Below are 17,655 nucleotides of genomic sequence, written 5' to 3' on the forward strand. Positions count from 1 at the left end.
GACTGGTCAGGTCAGGTCAGAGCCAGGCAGCCACACCGCCGTGCGACGAGCACGTGCCTCGTCGCGACTGACTGAAGCTGTAGGTCCCGTCGCCACACTTCGCGGTCGCGCCGCTCGGGGCGCTCGACGACACCTCGGGGCGGCACACCGTGTTGCCCGCGGCGTTCACGTAGGAGCCGTTCGTGCACGTCGGTGCGACAGGCGGCGCCGGGGGCGGCGGCGGTGCGACGTACGTCCCGATCGTCGTGACCTGCGCCACCGGCGCCGTCGTGACGACGTCGCTCGCAAGGGTCCGACCGGTCTCGACGCCGTCGGTGTACGTGACGGTGAACGTCTTCGTCTGCACGCCGTCCACGCCGACGGTGGTGACGGCGGAACTGCCACTCGCCGCAGTCGCGCTCTCGACCGACGTGGTGGTGAAGGGGATCGCGGTGGTCTCAGTGACGGTCTCGGTCGTGACGACGGGCGTCGGCGTCGGCGTCGGCGTGTTCGTGTGCTTCGGTGTCGCGCTCGGGTGCGCGGGCGCTCCGGCCGCCACTGGTGCCGGCCGGACCGCTTCGACCGGGTGGGTCGAGCCGTAGGCCGCTGACGAGCCGATCAGGACGACGAACGCCAGGCCAGCGCCGAGCGCCGCAGCCGTCCGCTTGCGCGGGAGCCGGAGCCACGTCGTCCGGCGGAAGAGGACACCGTAGACGGCGGTCAGGAGGATCACCAGCGACACCATCAGCACCATCGACCAGAACCCGCCGGACGCCAGCCCGAGCAGCGCCAGGAGCGCAGTACCGACGAGACCGATCCAGGTCGAGACCGGCAGCTTCCGGGGTCGCTTCGGTCCCCGAGGGACACCCGGGTCTCCTGACGTGAGCACAGCACTCCTAGAACTTGAGGACTGCGCAAGTCTGTCGGAGTCCGCAGGGAGCGCGGGACCCCAGCCCGGGGGCAGGACGTCCGGTCCCACCGGCCAGCCGCATCGCGCCCCGCGGTGCGAGGATGAGGCCATGAGCGTCATGGTCTCCCTCTTCGATGCCCGCCGGACCCGGACGAGCGAGAAGTACACCGCGTACCCGCCGGACGTCCTGCCGATGTTCGTCGCCGAGATGGACAGCTCCCTCGCCGAGCCCGTCCGGGACGCGCTGGCTGCCGCGGTCAGCGCCGGGGACACCGGGTACGTCGGACACGGCCGGGCGCTCCCCGAGGCCTTCGCCGACTTCGCGCGGGACCGCTGGGGCTGGCAGGTGGACCCCGACCTCGTCCGGACCACGACGGACGTCTCGGTGGCCGCGGTCGAGACCCTGCGCCGGGTCATCGAGCCGGGCGACCAGGTCGTCGTGATGCCACCCGTGTACCCGCCGTTCTGGGACTACGTGACCGAGGCCGGCGGGACCGTGACCGAGGTCCCCCTGCTGGCACCGGAGGGTCCTGCCGACCCGTACGACACCACCGCCGCGTGGCGGATCGACCTCGACGGACTCCGCCGTGCCTTCGCCGACGGTGCCAGGACCGTCCTGCTCTGCAACCCGCACAACCCCCTCGGGCTCGTGCACGACCGGGCCTCCCTGGTGTCCGTGGCGCAGCTCGCCGCCGAGTGGGACGCCGTCGTGGTGTCGGACGAGATCCACGCGCCGCTGACCCACGCCGACGCGACCTTCACGCCGTTCCTCGACTCGTGCGCCGAGGCCGCGGCCGTCGGGGTCGCCCTGACGAGCGCGAGCAAGGCCTGGAACCTGGCGGGCACCAAGTGTGCGCTGATGATCGGCGCCTCGGACCGGGCGCGCGCGTGGTTCGACGGGATGCCCACCGAGGTCGTCGAGCGCACCGGCATCCTCGGCTACACCGCGAGCGTCGCGGCGTTCCGCGAGGGCGGACCCTGGCTGGCGTCGTTGCTCGCGGAGCTGGCCGCGAACCGGCGGATCCTCGCCGAGGAGCTCGGCACGGTGCTGCCCGGCGTCCTGCACCGGCAGCCGCAGGCGTCCTACCTGTCCTGGCTGGATCTCCGGGCCCTGCCGTGGGGCGACGACCCCGCGGCCGTCCTGGTCGACGCGGCGAAGGTCGCACTCGCCAGCGGGCCGGCGTTCGGGCGACAGGGGCGCGGCTTCGCCCGGCTCAACTTCGGGTGCTCCGAGGAGACCCTGCGCGAGGGCCTGTCACGCCTGGGCACCGCGTACGCCGCTCGCGCCTGACGGCCTACTCGAAGCGCTGCCACTCCGGCTTGTGCTCGTACGTGTAGCGGTAGTAGTCGCCGAGCTGCAGGTCGGCGGCCGCGGCCTCGTCCACCACGACGGTCGCGTGCTGGTGGAGCTGCAGCGCGGACCCCGGCACGAACGAGGACAACGGCCCCTCGACCGCCGCAGCCACCGCCGCGGCCTTCGTCGACCCCTGCGCCACGAGCACCAGCTGCCGGGCTTCGAGGATGGTCCCGAGCCCCTGGGTCATGCAGTGCGTCGGGACCTGGTCGAGGCTGTCGAAGAACCGGGCGTTCGCCTCGCGCGTCGACGGCGCCAGGGTCTTGATGCGGGTGCGGGACGCGAACGAGGACGTCGGCTCGTTGAAGCCGATGTGGCCGTTCGCCCCGATGCCGAGGATCTGGACGTCGATCCCACCGGCAGCGCGGATCGCCGCGTCGTACTCCTTCGCCGCGAACTCGATGTCCGTCGCGCGACCGTCGGGCACGCGGACGCGGGAGGCGTCGAACCCGAGCGGTCCGACGACGTCGCGTGCGATGACGCTGGCGTAGGACTCGGGGTGGTCCAGCGGGATGCCGACGTACTCGTCGAGGGCGAACCCGCGGGCCTGGGCGAAGCTGATCTCCCCGGCGGCGATCCGGCGCTGCAGGTCCTGGTAGATGCCCTGCGGACTGGACCCCGTCGCGAGCCCGATCACCGCCGTGGGCTTGTCGGCGACGATCGACGCGATCTTCGCAGCGGCGACCCGACCGACCTCGGCGGGCGTGGGCAGGATGATGATCTCCACGGGGATCAGCCTACTGGTCATGACCACTTCGCGACAGCGCTCGGATCGGTAGCGTTGCGGCATGCCCACACCTGACTTCGTCCTGGCCCTGCGCGAGAAGATCGGGACCGATCCGCTCTGGCTGACCGGCGTGACGGCCGTCGTCACCCGCGGCTCCGGCGACGACCACGAGCTGCTCGTCGTCCGGCGGGCCGACACCGGTGCGCTGACCCCGGTGACCGGGATCGTCGACCCGGGCGAGCAGCCCGCGGTGGCCGCCGAGCGCGAGGTGCTCGAGGAGGCCGGTGTGGTGGCCGTCGCCGAGCGGCTGGCCTGGGTGCAGACCCTGCCCGAGATGACCTACGCCAACGGCGACCGGGCGCGGTACCTCGACCTGGTGTTCGCGTGCCGGTGGGAGTCCGGCGACCCGTGGCCGGCGGACGGCGAGAACACCGAGGCGTTCTGGGCGCCGGTCACCGACCTGCCGCCGATGAGCGAGAACATGCGCGAGCGCGTCCGGGTCGCGCTGGCGGGAGCGGCCGAGGCGCGGTTCGAGCGCTGACGCGCGCCGGACGGGAGGCCCGTGGCGGGTCCGCCACGGGCCCGGCCTCCGTCAGGTGACCGGCGCCACCGCGACCGGTGCGCCGAGCAGACGGACCGCGACCGCGTCGCCGGTGGTCCGACGGTCCCCGACCTCGTGCTGCACGGTGACGATCGTGTCGTCGTCGAGCCGGACCGTGGTGCGTCGGATGGACCCGAGGAAGCTCGAGGACACGACGGTGCCGGTGACGCCCTCGGACGCGAAGGCGATGTCCTCGGGGCGGACGTAGGTGAGCACGGGGCCGTCGGCCGCGGTGGGGTCGAGCGCGGGCACGCGGAACCCGTACACGAACACGTCACCGCCGCGCAGGTCTCCACCGAGCCGGTTCGACTGCCCGACGAAGTCCGCGGTGAACGCCGACGCCGGCGCCCGGTACAGCGCCTCCGGCGTACCGATCTGCTCGATGTTGCCCGCGTTCATCACGGCGATCCGGTCGGAGACGGCGAGCGCTTCCTCCTGGTCGTGGGTGACGAACACGGTGGTGATCCCGAGGTCGGTCTGGATGCGGCGGATCTCCTCGCGCAGCGACACCCGCACCTTGGCGTCGAGGGCCGACAGCGGCTCGTCGAGCAGCAGCACGCGCGGGCGGGTGACGAGGGCCCGCGCGAGGGCCACACGCTGCTGCTGGCCGCCGGAGAGCTGGTGCGGGTACCGGTCGGCGAAGTCGGCCAGGTGCACCATGTCGAGCGCCTCGACCACCCGCTCACGCCGTGCCGGCGCGGGGACGCGGCGCATCTCGAGCCCGAACGCCACGTTCTGGCGGACGGTCATGTGCGGGAAGAGCGAGTACTGCTGGAACACCATCCCCATGTCGCGCTTGTTCGCCGGGGTGCCCGCCACGTCGACACCGTCGATGCGGATCGCGCCGGCGTCGATCGCCTCGAGGCCGGCGAGCGCCCGGAGTGCCGTGGTCTTGCCGCAGCCGGACGGACCGAGGAGCGACAGGAACTCGCCGGGCTCGATGCGGAGGGACAGCCCGGTGAGCGCTCGGTGGGTGCCGTAGCGCTTCTCGACCGCGTCGAGCTCGACGACGGCTCCGGTGCCGGCCAACGAGGCGGGAGCGACGGGGGCGGTGGTGGTCATGCGGACTCCTTGCGAGCGCGACGGGGCCGTCCGATCCGACCGATGACGACGAGCAGCACGAAGCCGAAGACCAGGGCGGCGAGCGAGAAGATCGCGGCGACGTACGGGTCGGTCGACTGCACGAGCAGCAGCGCGGTCTGGAACGTGGTGCGGGACAGGAACGAGGCGAGGGTGTACTCGCCGAGGACGACGGTGATGGTGAGGAAGCACGCCGCGGTGATGCCACGGCGCAGGTTCGGCAGGAGCACCCGCCAGGTGACCGTCCACCACGAGGCGCCGAGTGACCGGGCGGCCTCGGTCAGCGTGATGAGGTCCATGGCGGTGATCGCGGCCGAGATCGGGCGGAAGGCGAAGGGCAGTGCGATCACCCCGATGGCGAACGCGAGCGTCCACGCCCCGGACCCGAAGACCTGCGAGACGACCTGGTAGACGGGGATGAACCCGACGACCAGCACGATGACGGGCACGGTGATCGGGACCAGGCAGACGAACTCCAGGATCCGTCGGAGCCGCGGGTGGTGGATCGCCGCGATGACCTGAGCGGGCAGCAGCACGAGCAGGACGATCGCGACGGCGATCAGGGCGATGACGAGGGACGCGCCCAGGCCGTCGAACACGGGCTGGTAGGTCGCGGTGTTCACCGGGTCGGCGACGGCGGCGTAGTGGGCCATGGTGAGCCCGCCGTCGGTGCCCTGCCGGAACGTGAACTGCGCCAGGGCGACCAGCGGGACCGCGAACACGACGCCGACGACGACCAGGACGACCGCGGCGGTGCCACGGGACGGGGCTGCGCCGAAGCGTGGGACCCGCGCCGGGCCTCCCGACCGGACCGGACGCGACGGACCTGCCGGACGCGACGGACCTGCCGGACGCGACGTGCCCGCCGGACGCGACGTGCCCGCCGGACGCGACGCGCTCATCGCTGCCACCGCGCTGCCCGACGCTGGAGCAGCGAGTAGGCGCCCATCACGACGGCCATCACGACGACCATGCCGAGGGCGAGCACGCCCGCGACGTTCTGCAGCCCGATGATCGTCTCGCTGGTGAGCTGCGCGCGGATCGTGAGCGGGACGATGCCGCCCTGCGAGATGAGCGCGGCGGCGGTGGCGAACGACGAGAAGCCGTTGGCGAAGAGCAGCAGCAGCGATCCCCAGAACGCCGGGGCGAGCACGGGCAGCGCCACCCGACGCCAGTACGTCGCCCGTGACGCGCCGAGCGTCGCGGCGGCTTCGCCCCACTGGGTCTTGACGCCCTCCAGGGCGGGCATGAACGTCAGGACCATCAGCGGCACCTGGAAGTAGACGTAGGGGATGACGAGGCCGGGCACGGTGTAGAGGAAGGCGCCGCCGGCGTTGGGGTCCCAGTGGAACGTCGAGGCCAGCCAGGCGGTGACGAGCCCCTGCACGCCGATCGTTGCGATGAAGGCGAACGCGAGCATCACGCCGCCGAACTGCGCCAGGACGCTGGCGGCGGAGTCGATCATCGATCGGACGAGGCCGTCGGGGCGGAGCGCGGCGAGCGCCCAGCAGACGAGCGCGCCGATCACGCCCCCGATCACCGCGGAGACCGCCGAGATGCCGAACGAGCCGCCGAACGCGCGCAGGACGCTCGGGTCGGTGAACGCGGCCAGGTTCGCCAGGGTCGGTCGTCCGGCCGCGTCGAACAGCCCGGACCCGACGGCGATGAGCGCCGGGACGGCCAGGAACAGCAGGACGTAGACGGCGAAGGGGGTGAGCCCGAGCCAGGCGACGCCGACGCGGCGCCGGACACGGGGTCCGGCGCCGCGTCGAGCCGTCGCATCGGCGTTCTCGCTCGTGACGAGCGTCGCTGCGGGCGTGGTGCTCGCTGCAGCCGGCGCGCCTGGTGCCGATGCGGTGGTCATGCTGGTCAGGAGCCCATCGTGGCGGACCACTTGGCGGCCAGGACCTTCGCGGCCGCGGTCACCTGCTCGTCGGTGAGCTCGACGGAGTTCTTCGGCGAGCCACCGGCGGCCTGCAGGGCGTCCTTGTCGACCTTGCCCGACTGCTCCATCGCCGCGAGGGTCGACGGGAAGGCGCCGGCCTGCAGGTACAGGTTCTGCGCGGTCGAGCTGGCGATGTACTCCTGCCACAGGCGCGCGGCGGCGGGGTGCGGGGCGTCCTTGCTGATCGCCTGCGAGTAGTACGAGGCGAGGGCCTTGCCCTCGGGCACGACCGTCTTCCAGTGCTGGTTGCCGGACGCACCGGCGGCCGGGCCCCAGGCGAGGTTGTTGTACGACCACTGGATGACCACCGGGGTCTCACCCGACGCGACCGTGGCCTGCGACGGCAGCACGTTCTGGAAGTTGCCGGCCTGCTTGAGCTTGCCGAAGTAGTCGACACCCTTGGTGATGTCGTCGGCCGAGCCGCCGTTCTCGAGCGCGGCGAGGTACACCGCGGACGCGGCCTGGTTCGCCTGGGTCGGGTCGCCGGCGATCGAGACCTTGCCCTTGTACTCGGAGCCGAGCAGGTCGTTCAGGTCCTTCGGCGCCGTCTTGATCTTCGACGAGTCGTACCCGATCGACATCAGGCCCGTGTAGTCGCGGGTCCACTTGCCGTCCGCGTCCTTGAGGTTTGCAGGGATGTCGCCCCAGTTCGCGACCTTGTAGTCGGTGAGCAGGTCGAGGTTCTGCTGCATGACGGCGTTGCCGAGGTCGAGGACGTCCGGTGCCGTCGACTGGCCCTTCTGCGACTTGACCGCGGCGACCTCGTCGGCGCTCGACCCGTTCGGGTTGGCGGAGTTGACCTTGATGCCGTACTTCTTGGTGAAGCCGTCGATGATCTTGCCGTAGTTGGCCCAGCTCGGCGGGAGCGCGATGACGTTGAGCTGCCCTTCGGCCTTCGCCGCCTTGACCAGGGCGTCCATGCCGCCGGCGCCCTGGGCGCTCGTCGCGGTCTTCCAGTCGGTGTCGCTGCTGCTCGTCGACGCGGAGCTGGACGCCGAGCATCCGGCGAGGGTGACCACTGCGGCTGCGGCCAGCGCGAGGCCGGCCAGGGTGCGCTTGTACTGCACGGGAGGTGCCTTTCGGGTGCGTTCGGTGTGGGTCCCGACGGACGTGTCGAGTCGGGCGCTCGGGCCGCGGCGGGTTCTGGATGATCGTGGCCCGGAACGTTGTCCGGACCGTGCTGCGGTGGTGAACGATGGCGGAACTCGCGGTGCGGTTGTACGGTTCCTCACGACGAGCGACTGGTCGGACTGGAGGCACGGGTGGAGTTCACGACGACGGTCCTGCAGGCACGGAAGACGGCGACCGGGCTGCCGGTGCCACCCGAGGTCATCGACGCGTTGGGCTCCGGCAAGCGCCCGGCCGTCGTGGTCACGCTGGACGGCGGCTACACCTACCGCTCGACGGTCGGCGTGATGGGCGACCAGTTCCTGGTGCCGTTGTCCGCCGAGCACCGCGCGGGGTCGGGGGTCGGCGCAGGCGACACCGTGCGGGTGTCACTCGAGGTGGACACGCTGCCGCGCACGGTCGACCTGCCCGAGGACCTCGCGACGGCACTCGCCGGTGCCGGTGTCAGGGCGGCGTTCGACACGCTGTCGAACTCCCGGCAGCGGGCGCTGGCGGACCCGGTCGCGCAGGCGAAGTCACCGGAGACCCGGCAGCGCCGCATCGACAAGGCCGTGGAGTCCCTGCGCGGGTAGCGGGGTCGGCGTCGTTGCGCGCCGTGGTGGACCGCGCGGGGTCAGGCGCCGAACTCGACGAGGACGCGCGGGATCTCGGCCAGGAGCTCGCTCGCCAGGTACCCCGTCGGGCCGACCTGCACCGTGAGCCGGTCCCCCGCTGCCGCGTGCACCTGGGTGGCCCAGACCGTCGCCTGCGCGGTGTCGGCACCCCGCGCGAGCAGACCGGTGATCGCTCCGGAGAGCACGTCGCCGCTCCCGCTGGTCCCGAGGCCGCCGGCACCCGTCCCCTTCGTCCACGTCCGTCCGTCGGGCGCCGCGACGATCCCGCCGAGCGACACGACCGCGCCGAACCGTTCGGCGATCTCCACGGCGTCGGACAGGTCGTCCGTCGGTTCGTGCTCGAGCAGGCGTTCGGCTTCGCCGGTGTTCGGCGTCATCACGAGTCGTCCACGGAGCGGCGCGAGCTCGTCGCGCAGGTCGGCGGCGACACCGAGGGCGAAGGCGTCGAGGACCACGACGGCGTCCTCGCCGACCAGCCCGGCGAGGCCGGCCACGAGGTCGCGGCTGCCGTTCGGCTCGTCGAGTCCCGGTCCGACGAGGACCGCGTCGGCGCTGCCCAGGTCGTCCGACAGCGCCTGGACCGCACCGACGGCGACGTGTCCGTCGTCGTCCTCGTCCAGGGGCTGGACACCGGATTCGGGCAGCGCGACCGCGACGTGCAGCGCGACGCTCCGGGCGACGGCGAGCGTGAGCCGGCCTCCGCCCACGCGCAGGGCGGCGGTCGCCGAGAGCATCGCCGCTCCGGGGGTCTTGGCGGCCCCACCGACCACGAGCACCTGCCCGCGGCCGTACTTGCTGCCCCCGGACTCGGGGAGCGCCCACGACCGGAGCAGGTTCGGGGTGACCGGGGTCGGCTCAACGGGCATGGACGTCGTCCTTCCGGCCGCTGTGCTCGGTGACCTCGGCTTCGTCGTCCTCGGCGAGGTGCTGGACAGCCGAGAACTCGTCGAGCGACCACGGCTGTCCGACGTCGTTGCGACTGAGCCGGGTGAGTGAGGCGTTCGCCACCGTGTGCTCCGCGGCGAAGTCCATCAGGGCGGGTTCGTCCAGGTCGAGGCACACCGCGACGGCGAGCATCACGACGGCGTCGTGCGCGGCGATGACGAGCCGGACGGGCCCGTCGAGCCGGTCGACGTCGACGAACAGCGACCGCAGGCGTGCCATCACGTCGACCCAGGACTCGCCGCCGGCGGGTCGGTGGTAGTACTTGCCGAGCCACTGCCGGCGTTGTTCCTCGTCGGGGTGGCGGTTGCGCACGCCCGTGAGCGTCAGCCGGTCGAGGACGCCGAGCTCGCGGTCGCGCAGCCGTTCGTCGACCCGGCGTGGCGGTTCTTCGAGACCGCCGGCCTGCAGCGCGATGGCGATCGTCTGCTGCGCGCGACGGTAGGGCGAGACCCAGAGGGCGACCGGCACGTCGCCGACCCCCCGGTCGGCCAGCTCGGAGCCGAGGGCCCGGGACTGCCGTTCGCCCAGCGGGCTGAGCGGCACGTCGGCGTCACGGTGGTCGACCTCGATCACGTCCGCTCCGGCGGTTGCTGCACGCTCGGCGGCGACGTTCGCGGTGGACTCCCCGTGGCGGACGAGCCAGATCTCGGTGACTGCCATGCCGTCACGCTAGGCCGCGCGTGCTCACACGACGACCAGGCTGGCGCTCGGGGTGCGGGAGGACCCGACCACGACCTCGAGGACCGACCTGCGGGCGGTCCCGTGCGGACCCACCCGCACCCGCACCGCGCGGGTCGGCCCCTCGCGGAACCGACCCGCACGCCGGACGGCGCGTGCGGAGCCTGCCAACCCCGCGACGCGCGACACGGCGCCGGACGGACGCACCCGTGTCCGTCCGGCGCCGCGGTCTAGGCCCGCCGCACCCGCAGCGTGACGATCTCGAACGGGCGCAGCGTCAGGACGACGGGCTCGCCCGCGTCCCACGAGTGCTCGAGCGGCCGCTCGAGCAGGTCCACCTGGGTGACCGACGCGACGTCGAACCCGAAGTCGACGCCGACGTCGGTCGCCCGACCGCCGAGTGCCTCGTACAGGCGCACGACGACGTCGCCGGACCGGTCCTCGGCGAGCTTGACGGCCTCGACGAACACCTGCGGCGACGAGACCACCACGATCGGCTCGACCTCGGTCGACCCGGCCACCGAGCGCACCGGCAGGTTGAGCCGGTACCCGGAGTCCGCCGCGTCGAGCACGGACGCCCCGACACGCAGCACCGTGCGGAACACGTGGTGCCCCTGGTCGGCGTGCGGGTCCGGGAACGTCGGGCCGCGCAGCAGCGACTCGCGCACGACGGTCGTGGTGCCGCCGTCCGGTCGGGTCGCTCGCGTGATGTCGTGTCCGTAGGTCGAGTCGTTCGCCACGGCGACGCCGAACCCGGGCTCGGCGACGTGCACCCAGCGGTGGGCGCTGGTCTCGAACCGGGCGTAGTCCCACGAGGTGTTCTGGTGGGTCGGCCGGTCGATGTGGCCGAACTGGATCTCGCTCGAGGCGGTGCTCGCCCGCACGTCGAGCGGGAACGCCAGCTTCAGCAGCTTCTGCTGCTCGTGCCACTCGACCTCGGTCTCGACGACCAGCTCGGGTTCCCCGGCGACGGCCGAGTACCGCGTGGTGACCGTGGACGAGCCGACCGAGCGCACCACGACGAGCGTGGACCCCTCGATCGTGACCGAGGACGCCGACAGCGGGTTGCCGTTGCGCTGGTAGGCGCGGTCGATGTCCCACGCCTCCCACTGGTTCGGGGTGTCGCGGAAGACCGTGTACTCGGCGGCGGCCGCACCGGGCGCGATCGCGTCGCGACCGGTGCTGCGCTCGACGAACGACACGACGTGGCCGGCGGCGTCGATGGTCGCCGTGACCGCGCCGGTGTCGAACACGAAGCCGTCACCGTGCGCGACGGGAGGCGCGGCCTGCGGCTCCGGGCCGACGGAACCTCCCAAGGCGGTTGCGTGACCCGCCGTCACCGGCGAGGCGTTGAAGCGCACGACCGACCCGGTGGTCCCGGCGCCGCCGACGGCGTCGGACGACGGCGCGTCGAGCAGCGCGCTGCCCGACCCTGCCATCGACGACGAGGACGCGACCCCGGCGAGCGCCGCGGGGCCACCGTTCGCGAGCGCGGTCGTCGCGTTCCCGATCAGCCCCTCGAGCGTCGCGGCGACGAGCCGGTAGTTCTCCTCGGCGTTCTCGTACACCCAGGCGATCGACGACCCGGGCAGGATGTCGTGGAACTGCTGGAGCAGCACCGTGTGCCAGGCCTGTTCGAGCTCGTCGTACGGGTAGTCCAGCCCGAGCCGGACGGCCGCGGTCGTCGCCCAGAGCTCGGCCTCGCGCAGCAGGTGCTCCGAGCGGCGGTTGCCCTGCTTCGTGCGGATCTGCGACGTGTAGGTCCCGCGGTGGAACTCGAGGTACATCTCCCCCGACCACACTCCGGGTACCGGCAGCTCCTGCTCGAGCTGCTCGAACACCTGCGCCGGTGTGCCGAGGTCGACCCGGGGTGAGCCGTCCAGGTCGTGCTGACGGTGTGCCGCGGCGACCATCTCACGGGTGGGTCCACCGCCGCCGTCGCCGAAGCCGTAGAGCAGCATCGAGGTGTTCGCGGTGCCGCGCTCCTTGTTCTGGCGCTCCCCACGGTGCAGGTCGGCGGGCGAGACGTCCGAGTTGTACGTGTCCGCGGGCGGCAGGTGCGTCAGGATGCGCGAGCCGTCGATGCCCTCCCAGTGGAAGGAGGTGTGCGGGATGACGTTGGTCTCGTTCCACGAGGGCTTCTGCGTGACGAACCACTTCGACCCCGCGGCGCGGACGATCTGCGGCAGCGCCCCGGTGTAGCCGAACGAGTCGGGCAGCCAGGCCTCGGGGGTGTCGATGCCGAACTCCTCGAGGAAGAACCGCTTGCCGGCGACGAACTGGCGCGCCAGGGCCTCACCACCGGGCAGGTTCGTGTCCGACTCGACCCACATGCCGCCGACCGGGATCCACCGGCCCTCGGCCACGCGCTCCTTGATCCGGGCGAACACGGACGGGTACTCGTCGCGGATCCACGCGTACTGCTGTGCGGAGGAGCACGCGAACGTGAAGTCCGGGTCGCGGTCCATCAGGTCCAGCACGTTGGAGAAGGTGCGGGCGCACTTGCGCTTGGTCTCGCGGACCGGCCAGAGCCAGGCGGAGTCGATGTGCGCGTGGCCGACGGCGATCGCGCGGTGTGCCGAGCCGCTCGCGGGGACGGCCAGCGCCGGCGCCAACACCGCACGGGCGTCGGCGGCGGTCCCGGCGACGTCGTCCGGGTCGAGGGCGTCCGCCGCGCGCTCCAGCGTGCGCAGGATGTCGGCGCCGCGGGTGCCGTCGGTGGGCAGCTCCGCCATCAGGCCGCGCAGCACCCAGAGGTCCTGCTGCAGCTCCCAGACGGTGTCGTCACGCTCGACGACCTCGAGCGCCTTGAGCCGGTAGATCGGTTCGTCGCCGGCGGTCGCCCGCGATCCGAGCGGGGTGGCGCCCTGGAACGAGTCGCCGCCGATGTCCGGGTTCGCCCCGGCCTCGATCCAGAGCTCGAAGGACCCCCCGGCGCCGACGGGCAGCGGGACCGCGTTGTTCCGCGGTTCGATGGCCTTGATCGTGGTGCCGTCCGCGCGGTACGCCAGCCCCTCGGCCTGGAAGCCGGGGTGCCGCTGGGTGAAGCCGAGGTCGACGAGCAGTTCGGCGACCGTGCCGTCCGCGGTGCCGAAGTCGTCCGGGACGGTGCCGGTCACGTGGAACCAGGTGGTGCCCCAGGGCCGGCCACCCCACGGCGAGCCGACCGCGAACGGCGTGTAGGTCTGGCCGACGGCCTGGTCGAAGGGGACCGGCTCGTCCGGCACCTCCCAGGCCTCGACGGTCACGGGGGCGGACCGGCGGTGGACCGCGGGGTCGACCCGGTCGCGGACCAGGCGGGCGATCCGGGCTTCGACGAGGGGTTCGTCCTTGTGCATTGCAGGTGTTTCCTTCCGAGGAGAGCGCTGGACGTCAGCCCTTGATGCCGCCGGCGAGGGCGTTGCCCCCACCGAGGCCGCGGGACACGATCACGTAGAGCGCGATGACGGGCACCGAGTAGACGATGGAGAACGCTGCCAGCTGCCCGTAGGCGACGGCACCGTTCTGCCCAAAGAAGTTGAAGATGCTGACGGCGGCCGGCTGCTTCTCCGGGGAGAGCAGCAGGACGAAGGGGACGAAGAAGTTCCCCCACGCCTGGATGAACACGAAGATCGACACGACGGCGATGCCCGGACGCATGAGCGGGAGCACGATCCGGGTCAGCGTGGTGAGCATCGACGCACCGTCGGTCCAGGCCGCTTCCTCGAGCGAGATCGGCACCGAGTCCATGAAGTTCTTCGCCATCCAGATCGCCATCGGCAGGCTGGTCGCGGCGAGGAAGAAGATGCAGCCGGAGATGTTGTCGATGAGGTTGAGCGACACGAACAACGCGTAGACCGGCACCATCATCGCGGTGATCGGCAGCCCGGTCCCGAACAGGATGCTGTACAGGAACGGCTTGTTCACGCGCATCTTGTACCGGGACAACGGGTACGCGGCCAGCAGCGCGACGACCACCGTGACGATGGCGGTGCCCCCGGAGAGCAGCAGGCTGTTCGCGAGCGGGATGAACGACAGGTCGGGGGTCAGGACCTTCGCGAAGTTGTCGAGGGTGAACTGCGACGGCAGCTTCACCGACAGCGATGCCTGGGCGTCGAGCGAGGCGAACACGAGCCACAGCAGCGGCACGGCGAAGCACACCGCGATCACCAGGAGCACGACGTTCGACACCCAGCGCATGGTGCGGCCGCGCGGCGAGGTCATGTGGAGCGCGCCGGGTGCGGTCACCGAGCGGGTGGCGTTCGACGTGGGGCGGTCGGGAACGGTGATGGCCATCAGTCGACCTCCGGCTTCAGGGCCTTGATGTAGATGATCGAGAACACGGCACCGACCACGAGCAGGATCGTCGCGATCGCCGTTCCGAAGCCGAGCTGCGAGAACTTGAACGCCTCCTGGTACGCCAGGATCGGCAGCGTCGACGAGTTCGTGCCCGGGCCACCGCCGGTCATGACGTAGATCAGCGTGAACACCGACAGGGTCTGCAGCGTCGTCAGCATCAGGTTCGTGGAGATGCTGCGGCGGATGACCGGCAGCGTGATGTAGACCAGGCGCTGCCACCCGGTCGCGCCGTCGACCTCGGCCGACTCGGTGATCTCCTCGGGGACCTCCTGCACGGCGGCCGAGTAGACGAGCATCGAGAACGCCGTCCCGCGCCAGATGTTGGCCAGGACGATCGCGAGCATCGGGTAGGTGTACAGCCAGTTCGCGCCCTTGATGCCGAACAGCGCGAGGAACTCGTTGAGCGTACCGGTGTCGTTGAAGAAGGCGTAGGCGGCGAACGAGGCGACGATCTCCGGCAGCACCCAGGCGGCGACCACGAAGGTGCCGACGATCGACCGGATGACCTTGTTGGCGTTGCGCATGAGGAGCGCGAGCCCGAGGCCGAGCACGTTCTGCCCGACGACCGCCGAGGCGAACAGGAAGACGACCGTCAGGATGACGGACTTCGGGAAGTCGGGGTCCTGGAACAGTTGGACGTAGTTCTTCAGCCCGACGAACTGCTGGTCGGAGGCGCCGACACCGGTCAGGGCGGAGTTGGTGAACGACCCGTAGAAGGACGAGATGACGGGGCCGAGCAGGAAGATGACGAGCAGGACCACGGCGGGGAGGAGCGGGACCGCTCGTCCCGCGTTCCGCAGCGGCCGCCGCTTGCGCGGCGCCGGCGGTTCGGTGCGCTGCGGCGCACCGGGCGCCGACAGCGTCGGCGCGAGAGGGGTGGTGGACACGGGTTGGATGCCTTCCGGGTGCGGAGGGGGATTCCGAAGGTGGGGAGCACCGGACGGGAGGCGCGGGGCACGACGTCCGCCGCGCCTCCTGTCCGGTGGGTGGTGCGTCAGCCGGAGACGGTGTTCTGCTTGCCGACCGTCTGGACGACGGAGTCGTCGTACGCGGCGGCCGCCTGTTTCGGCGTCTGCTGACCGGTCATCACGGACTCCATGGCGACCTGGACGGCGTTCGAGATCTGCGAGTAGTCACTCGTCGCCGGGCGGAAGTTCGTGTGTTCCACGAGCCCGGAGAAGAACTTGAACGTCGGGTTGGATGCGTCGTACTCCGAGTCCTCGGAGACGTCCTTGCGGACCGCGATCTGCGAGTTCTCGATGTCGTACTTCATCGAGCCGTCCTTGTTGAGGAACGTCGAGATGAAGTCGAAGGCCGCCTGCGGGTTCTTCGAGTTCTTGCCGACCGCCAGGGTCCACCCGCCGGACATGCTGTTGTACCCAGGCGACTGGCCGTTCTCGGTCGGCATCGGCGCCTGGCCCATCACGTTCGACCAGTCGGACCACGGCGCGGTACCCGACTTCAGCCACGTGCCGGACTGCCACGACCCGTCGAGGTCGATCGCGAGCTGGCCCTTGGGGAGCCACGTCTGCGCGATCGTGGTGCCGACGTTCGTGTCGAGCGCCTGCTGCGGTGTCGGGCCCAAGCCACCCTGGTACACGTCCTTGACGAACTGCAGCGAGTCCTCGAACTGCTTCGAGCCGGTGACCCACTTCTTGTCCTTGTAGAGCGTGTTGCCGGAGCCGTCCGCCCCGTACAGCAGCATCTCGAAGCCCTGCATGGTCGAGGCTTCGCCCTGGGCCTTGCCGGAGTAGATGTTGAACGGGATGACGCCCGGGTCCTTCTCCTTGATGGTCTTCGCGGCGGCGAGCACGTCGTCCCACGTCTTGGGCTGCCACGGGACCGGCAGACCCACCTTCTTGAAGATGTCCTTGTTGTACCAGAGGGCACGGGTGTCGGTGCCCATGGGGATGCCGTAGGTCTTGCCGTCCACGCCTTGACCGGCCTGCTTGGCGTTGTCGTAGAACTGGTCCCAGTCCTTCCACTTCGCCGTGTACTTGTCGAGCGGCAGCAGGTAGCCGGCCTGGGCGTCGGCCTTGACCAGGAAGGTGTCCTCGTACATGACGTCCGGCGCGGTGGCGGCCGCCTTGTTCATCAGCGCGAGCTTCGTGTAGTAGTCGTTCTCCTGCGCCTGGATCGGGACCAGCGTGACCTTCTTGCCCGGGTTCGCCTTCTCGTACTCGGCCTTGACGGTCTTCATCTGGGCGTCGAGCTGCTGGAAGGCGCCGAACTTCTGGTAGGCGATCTTGATGGTGTCACTCGAGGCGGACCCCGAGCTCGAGCAGCCTGCGAGACCCACCGCGGCGACGGCCACGGCTGCGAGTCCAGCGATGATGCGGGTGCGTTTCATCGGTGCTCCTTTGCACGGATTCGCGGGCCACTGTGCCCGCGCTGCGCAGTTAGTCCACCGTATTGACTTATTGGTTGTCAAGAGGCGATCGTCACGGTTCGGCCGCGATGCGCCGATCGGCTGGGGTCAGATGCGCGTCGCGCCGCCCCGCACCGTGATGCCACCGGTCGCTGGGACGTCGACGAGCAGGATGCTCGGACGCCCGACGTGCCGCCCCTGGCGGATCACGATCCGGTCGCCGGGCACCGCCATGTGGACAGCACGCAGATAGGCCCCCGTGGACGCCGCGGCCGACCCCGTCGCCGGGTCCTCCGTGATGCGCCCGACCGGGAACAGGTTGCGCGCCTCGTACTCCCCCGGACCCGTCGGGTGCAGCACGGTGACCGTCCCCGACCAGCCCCGCTCGCGCATGAGCTCGGCGAGCGGCTCCGGAGCGAACCGGAACTGGTGGAACAGTTCCCGGTCCGCCAGCACCACGACCGGGTGCCAGTTCCCCGCGAAGGACTCGAGCAGCGGGTGACCCTCGGCGATGTCGGCGGCGGTCAGGCCCAGCAGCTGCAACAGGGCGTCCGGCTCGAACGGGCGCGTGGCCGGCTCGACGCTCGTCATCGCGACCTGGACCGTGCCGTCCGCTGCCCGCGAGGTCTCGAGCGCCACGGCTCCGGCCGCCGTGGCGAACACCCGGTCGCCGGGGCCCTGCCGCTCGGTCAGCGCCACCGCCAGGGCGACCGTGGCATGGCCGCAGAAGGGCACCTCCGCATCCGGCGAGAAGTAGCGGACGGACACCGCATCGTCGGTGGTGCCGGTGACGAAGGCGGTCTCGGAGTACCCGACCTCGGCCGCGATGCGGAGCATGTCCGCGTCGGTCAGGGAGTTCGCATCGAGGACGACGCCGGCGGGGTTCCCGCCGTCCGGCTCGGCTGCGAACGCGGTGTACCGGAGGACGTCGACCATCCCTCGACCGTATCGCGGGCCGTCAACGGTCTGGAGGCTCGGTGCCAGCTGG

At 71.2% G+C, this 17,655-nt stretch carries 16 protein-coding genes; 3 read left to right on the forward strand and 13 right to left on the reverse strand.

What is annotated here, in order from left to right; translation table 11 throughout:
* Positions 1 to 16 precede the first annotated feature (16 nt).
* Entirely contained in the window at positions 17 to 868 is an 852-nt protein-coding gene (locus BIU90_RS01320; protein WP_071298435.1) for a DUF3761 domain-containing protein, read from the reverse strand.
* 130 nt (positions 869 to 998) lie between these two features.
* Here BIU90_RS01320 and BIU90_RS01325 point away from each other — a divergent pair, with 130 nt between their 5' ends.
* Positions 999 to 2,180, forward strand: coding sequence for a MalY/PatB family protein (locus tag BIU90_RS01325; protein ID WP_071298436.1), 1,182 nt, complete (start codon positions 999 to 1,001; stop codon positions 2,178 to 2,180).
* Positions 2,181 to 2,184: 4 nt separating this feature from the next.
* Here BIU90_RS01325 and nagB read toward each other — a convergent pair whose 3' ends face one another.
* Positions 2,185 to 2,970, reverse strand: a complete 786-nt coding sequence (gene nagB / locus BIU90_RS01330) for a glucosamine-6-phosphate deaminase (protein ID WP_254786900.1) — start codon at positions 2,968 to 2,970, stop codon at positions 2,185 to 2,187.
* A gap of 61 nt (positions 2,971 to 3,031) precedes the next feature.
* Here nagB and BIU90_RS01335 point away from each other — a divergent pair, with 61 nt between their 5' ends.
* Positions 3,032 to 3,511: an NUDIX domain-containing protein gene (locus BIU90_RS01335; protein ID WP_071298437.1), complete on the forward strand. Its 480-nt coding sequence runs from the start codon at positions 3,032 to 3,034 to the stop codon at positions 3,509 to 3,511.
* A 51-nt stretch (positions 3,512 to 3,562) separates the two neighbouring features.
* Here the strand turns inward: BIU90_RS01335 and BIU90_RS01340 are convergent, their stop codons facing one another.
* The 4 genes from BIU90_RS01340 to BIU90_RS01355 are packed head-to-tail and all read right to left on the reverse strand — an operon-like array spanning position 3,563 to position 7,663.
* Positions 3,563 to 4,633, reverse strand: a complete 1,071-nt coding sequence (locus tag BIU90_RS01340) for an ABC transporter ATP-binding protein (RefSeq protein ID WP_071298438.1) — start codon at positions 4,631 to 4,633, stop codon at positions 3,563 to 3,565.
* Positions 4,630 to 5,553 carry an ABC transporter permease gene (locus BIU90_RS01345; protein WP_083403584.1) on the reverse strand — a complete coding sequence of 308 codons (924 nt, stop codon included), beginning with the start codon at positions 5,551 to 5,553 and terminating at the stop codon, positions 4,630 to 4,632. Before BIU90_RS01345 ends, BIU90_RS01340 begins: the two co-directional genes overlap by 4 nt.
* Complete coding sequence (locus BIU90_RS01350) at positions 5,550 to 6,515, reverse strand: ABC transporter permease subunit (RefSeq protein WP_071298468.1); 966 nt, start codon at positions 6,513 to 6,515, stop codon at positions 5,550 to 5,552. Before BIU90_RS01350 ends, BIU90_RS01345 begins: the two co-directional genes overlap by 4 nt.
* Before the next feature lie 5 nt (positions 6,516 to 6,520).
* Complete coding sequence (locus tag BIU90_RS01355; protein WP_071298439.1) at positions 6,521 to 7,663, reverse strand: ABC transporter substrate-binding protein; 1,143 nt, start codon at positions 7,661 to 7,663, stop codon at positions 6,521 to 6,523.
* Between the two features lie 195 nt (positions 7,664 to 7,858).
* On the opposite strand from BIU90_RS01355, the gene BIU90_RS01360 reads away from it, so the two are divergent.
* Positions 7,859 to 8,296 carry a YdeI/OmpD-associated family protein gene (locus tag BIU90_RS01360; protein ID WP_071298440.1) on the forward strand — a complete coding sequence of 146 codons (438 nt, stop codon included), beginning with the start codon at positions 7,859 to 7,861 and terminating at the stop codon, positions 8,294 to 8,296.
* A gap of 41 nt (positions 8,297 to 8,337) precedes the next feature.
* Here BIU90_RS01360 and BIU90_RS01365 read toward each other — a convergent pair whose 3' ends face one another.
* From BIU90_RS01365 to BIU90_RS01400, 7 genes are all read right to left on the reverse strand, one after another.
* On the reverse strand, positions 8,338 to 9,204 hold the full coding sequence (locus BIU90_RS01365; RefSeq protein ID WP_071298441.1) for an NAD(P)H-hydrate dehydratase: 867 nt from the start codon (positions 9,202 to 9,204) through the stop codon (positions 8,338 to 8,340).
* Positions 9,194 to 9,943 carry a histidine phosphatase family protein gene (locus BIU90_RS01370; protein ID WP_071298442.1) on the reverse strand — a complete coding sequence of 250 codons (750 nt, stop codon included), beginning with the start codon at positions 9,941 to 9,943 and terminating at the stop codon, positions 9,194 to 9,196. The genes BIU90_RS01365 and BIU90_RS01370 overlap by 11 nt, the downstream gene beginning before the upstream one ends.
* 248 nt (positions 9,944 to 10,191) lie before the next feature.
* On the reverse strand, positions 10,192 to 13,299 hold the full coding sequence (locus tag BIU90_RS01380) for a glycoside hydrolase family 38 C-terminal domain-containing protein (RefSeq protein WP_071298444.1): 3,108 nt from the start codon (positions 13,297 to 13,299) through the stop codon (positions 10,192 to 10,194).
* Positions 13,300 to 13,333: 34 nt separating this feature from the next.
* Entirely contained in the window at positions 13,334 to 14,164 is an 831-nt protein-coding gene (locus BIU90_RS01385) for a carbohydrate ABC transporter permease (RefSeq protein WP_139195056.1), read from the reverse strand.
* A 71-nt stretch (positions 14,165 to 14,235) separates the two neighbouring features.
* The gene (locus BIU90_RS01390) at positions 14,236 to 15,099 is read right to left on the reverse strand and encodes a carbohydrate ABC transporter permease (protein WP_254786901.1); all 864 of its coding nucleotides are present in this window, start codon (positions 15,097 to 15,099) and stop codon (positions 14,236 to 14,238) included.
* Positions 15,100 to 15,293: 194 nt separating this feature from the next.
* Positions 15,294 to 16,649, reverse strand: a complete 1,356-nt coding sequence (locus BIU90_RS01395; protein ID WP_071298446.1) for an extracellular solute-binding protein — start codon at positions 16,647 to 16,649, stop codon at positions 15,294 to 15,296.
* Positions 16,650 to 16,775: 126 nt separating this feature from the next.
* Entirely contained in the window at positions 16,776 to 17,603 is an 828-nt protein-coding gene (locus BIU90_RS01400; protein WP_071298447.1) for a PhzF family phenazine biosynthesis protein, read from the reverse strand.
* Between the last annotated feature and the right edge of the window lie 52 nt (positions 17,604 to 17,655).

Source organism: Curtobacterium sp. MCBA15_001, assembly GCF_001864835.1.
Classification (GTDB): Bacteria; Actinomycetota; Actinomycetes; order Actinomycetales; family Microbacteriaceae; genus Curtobacterium.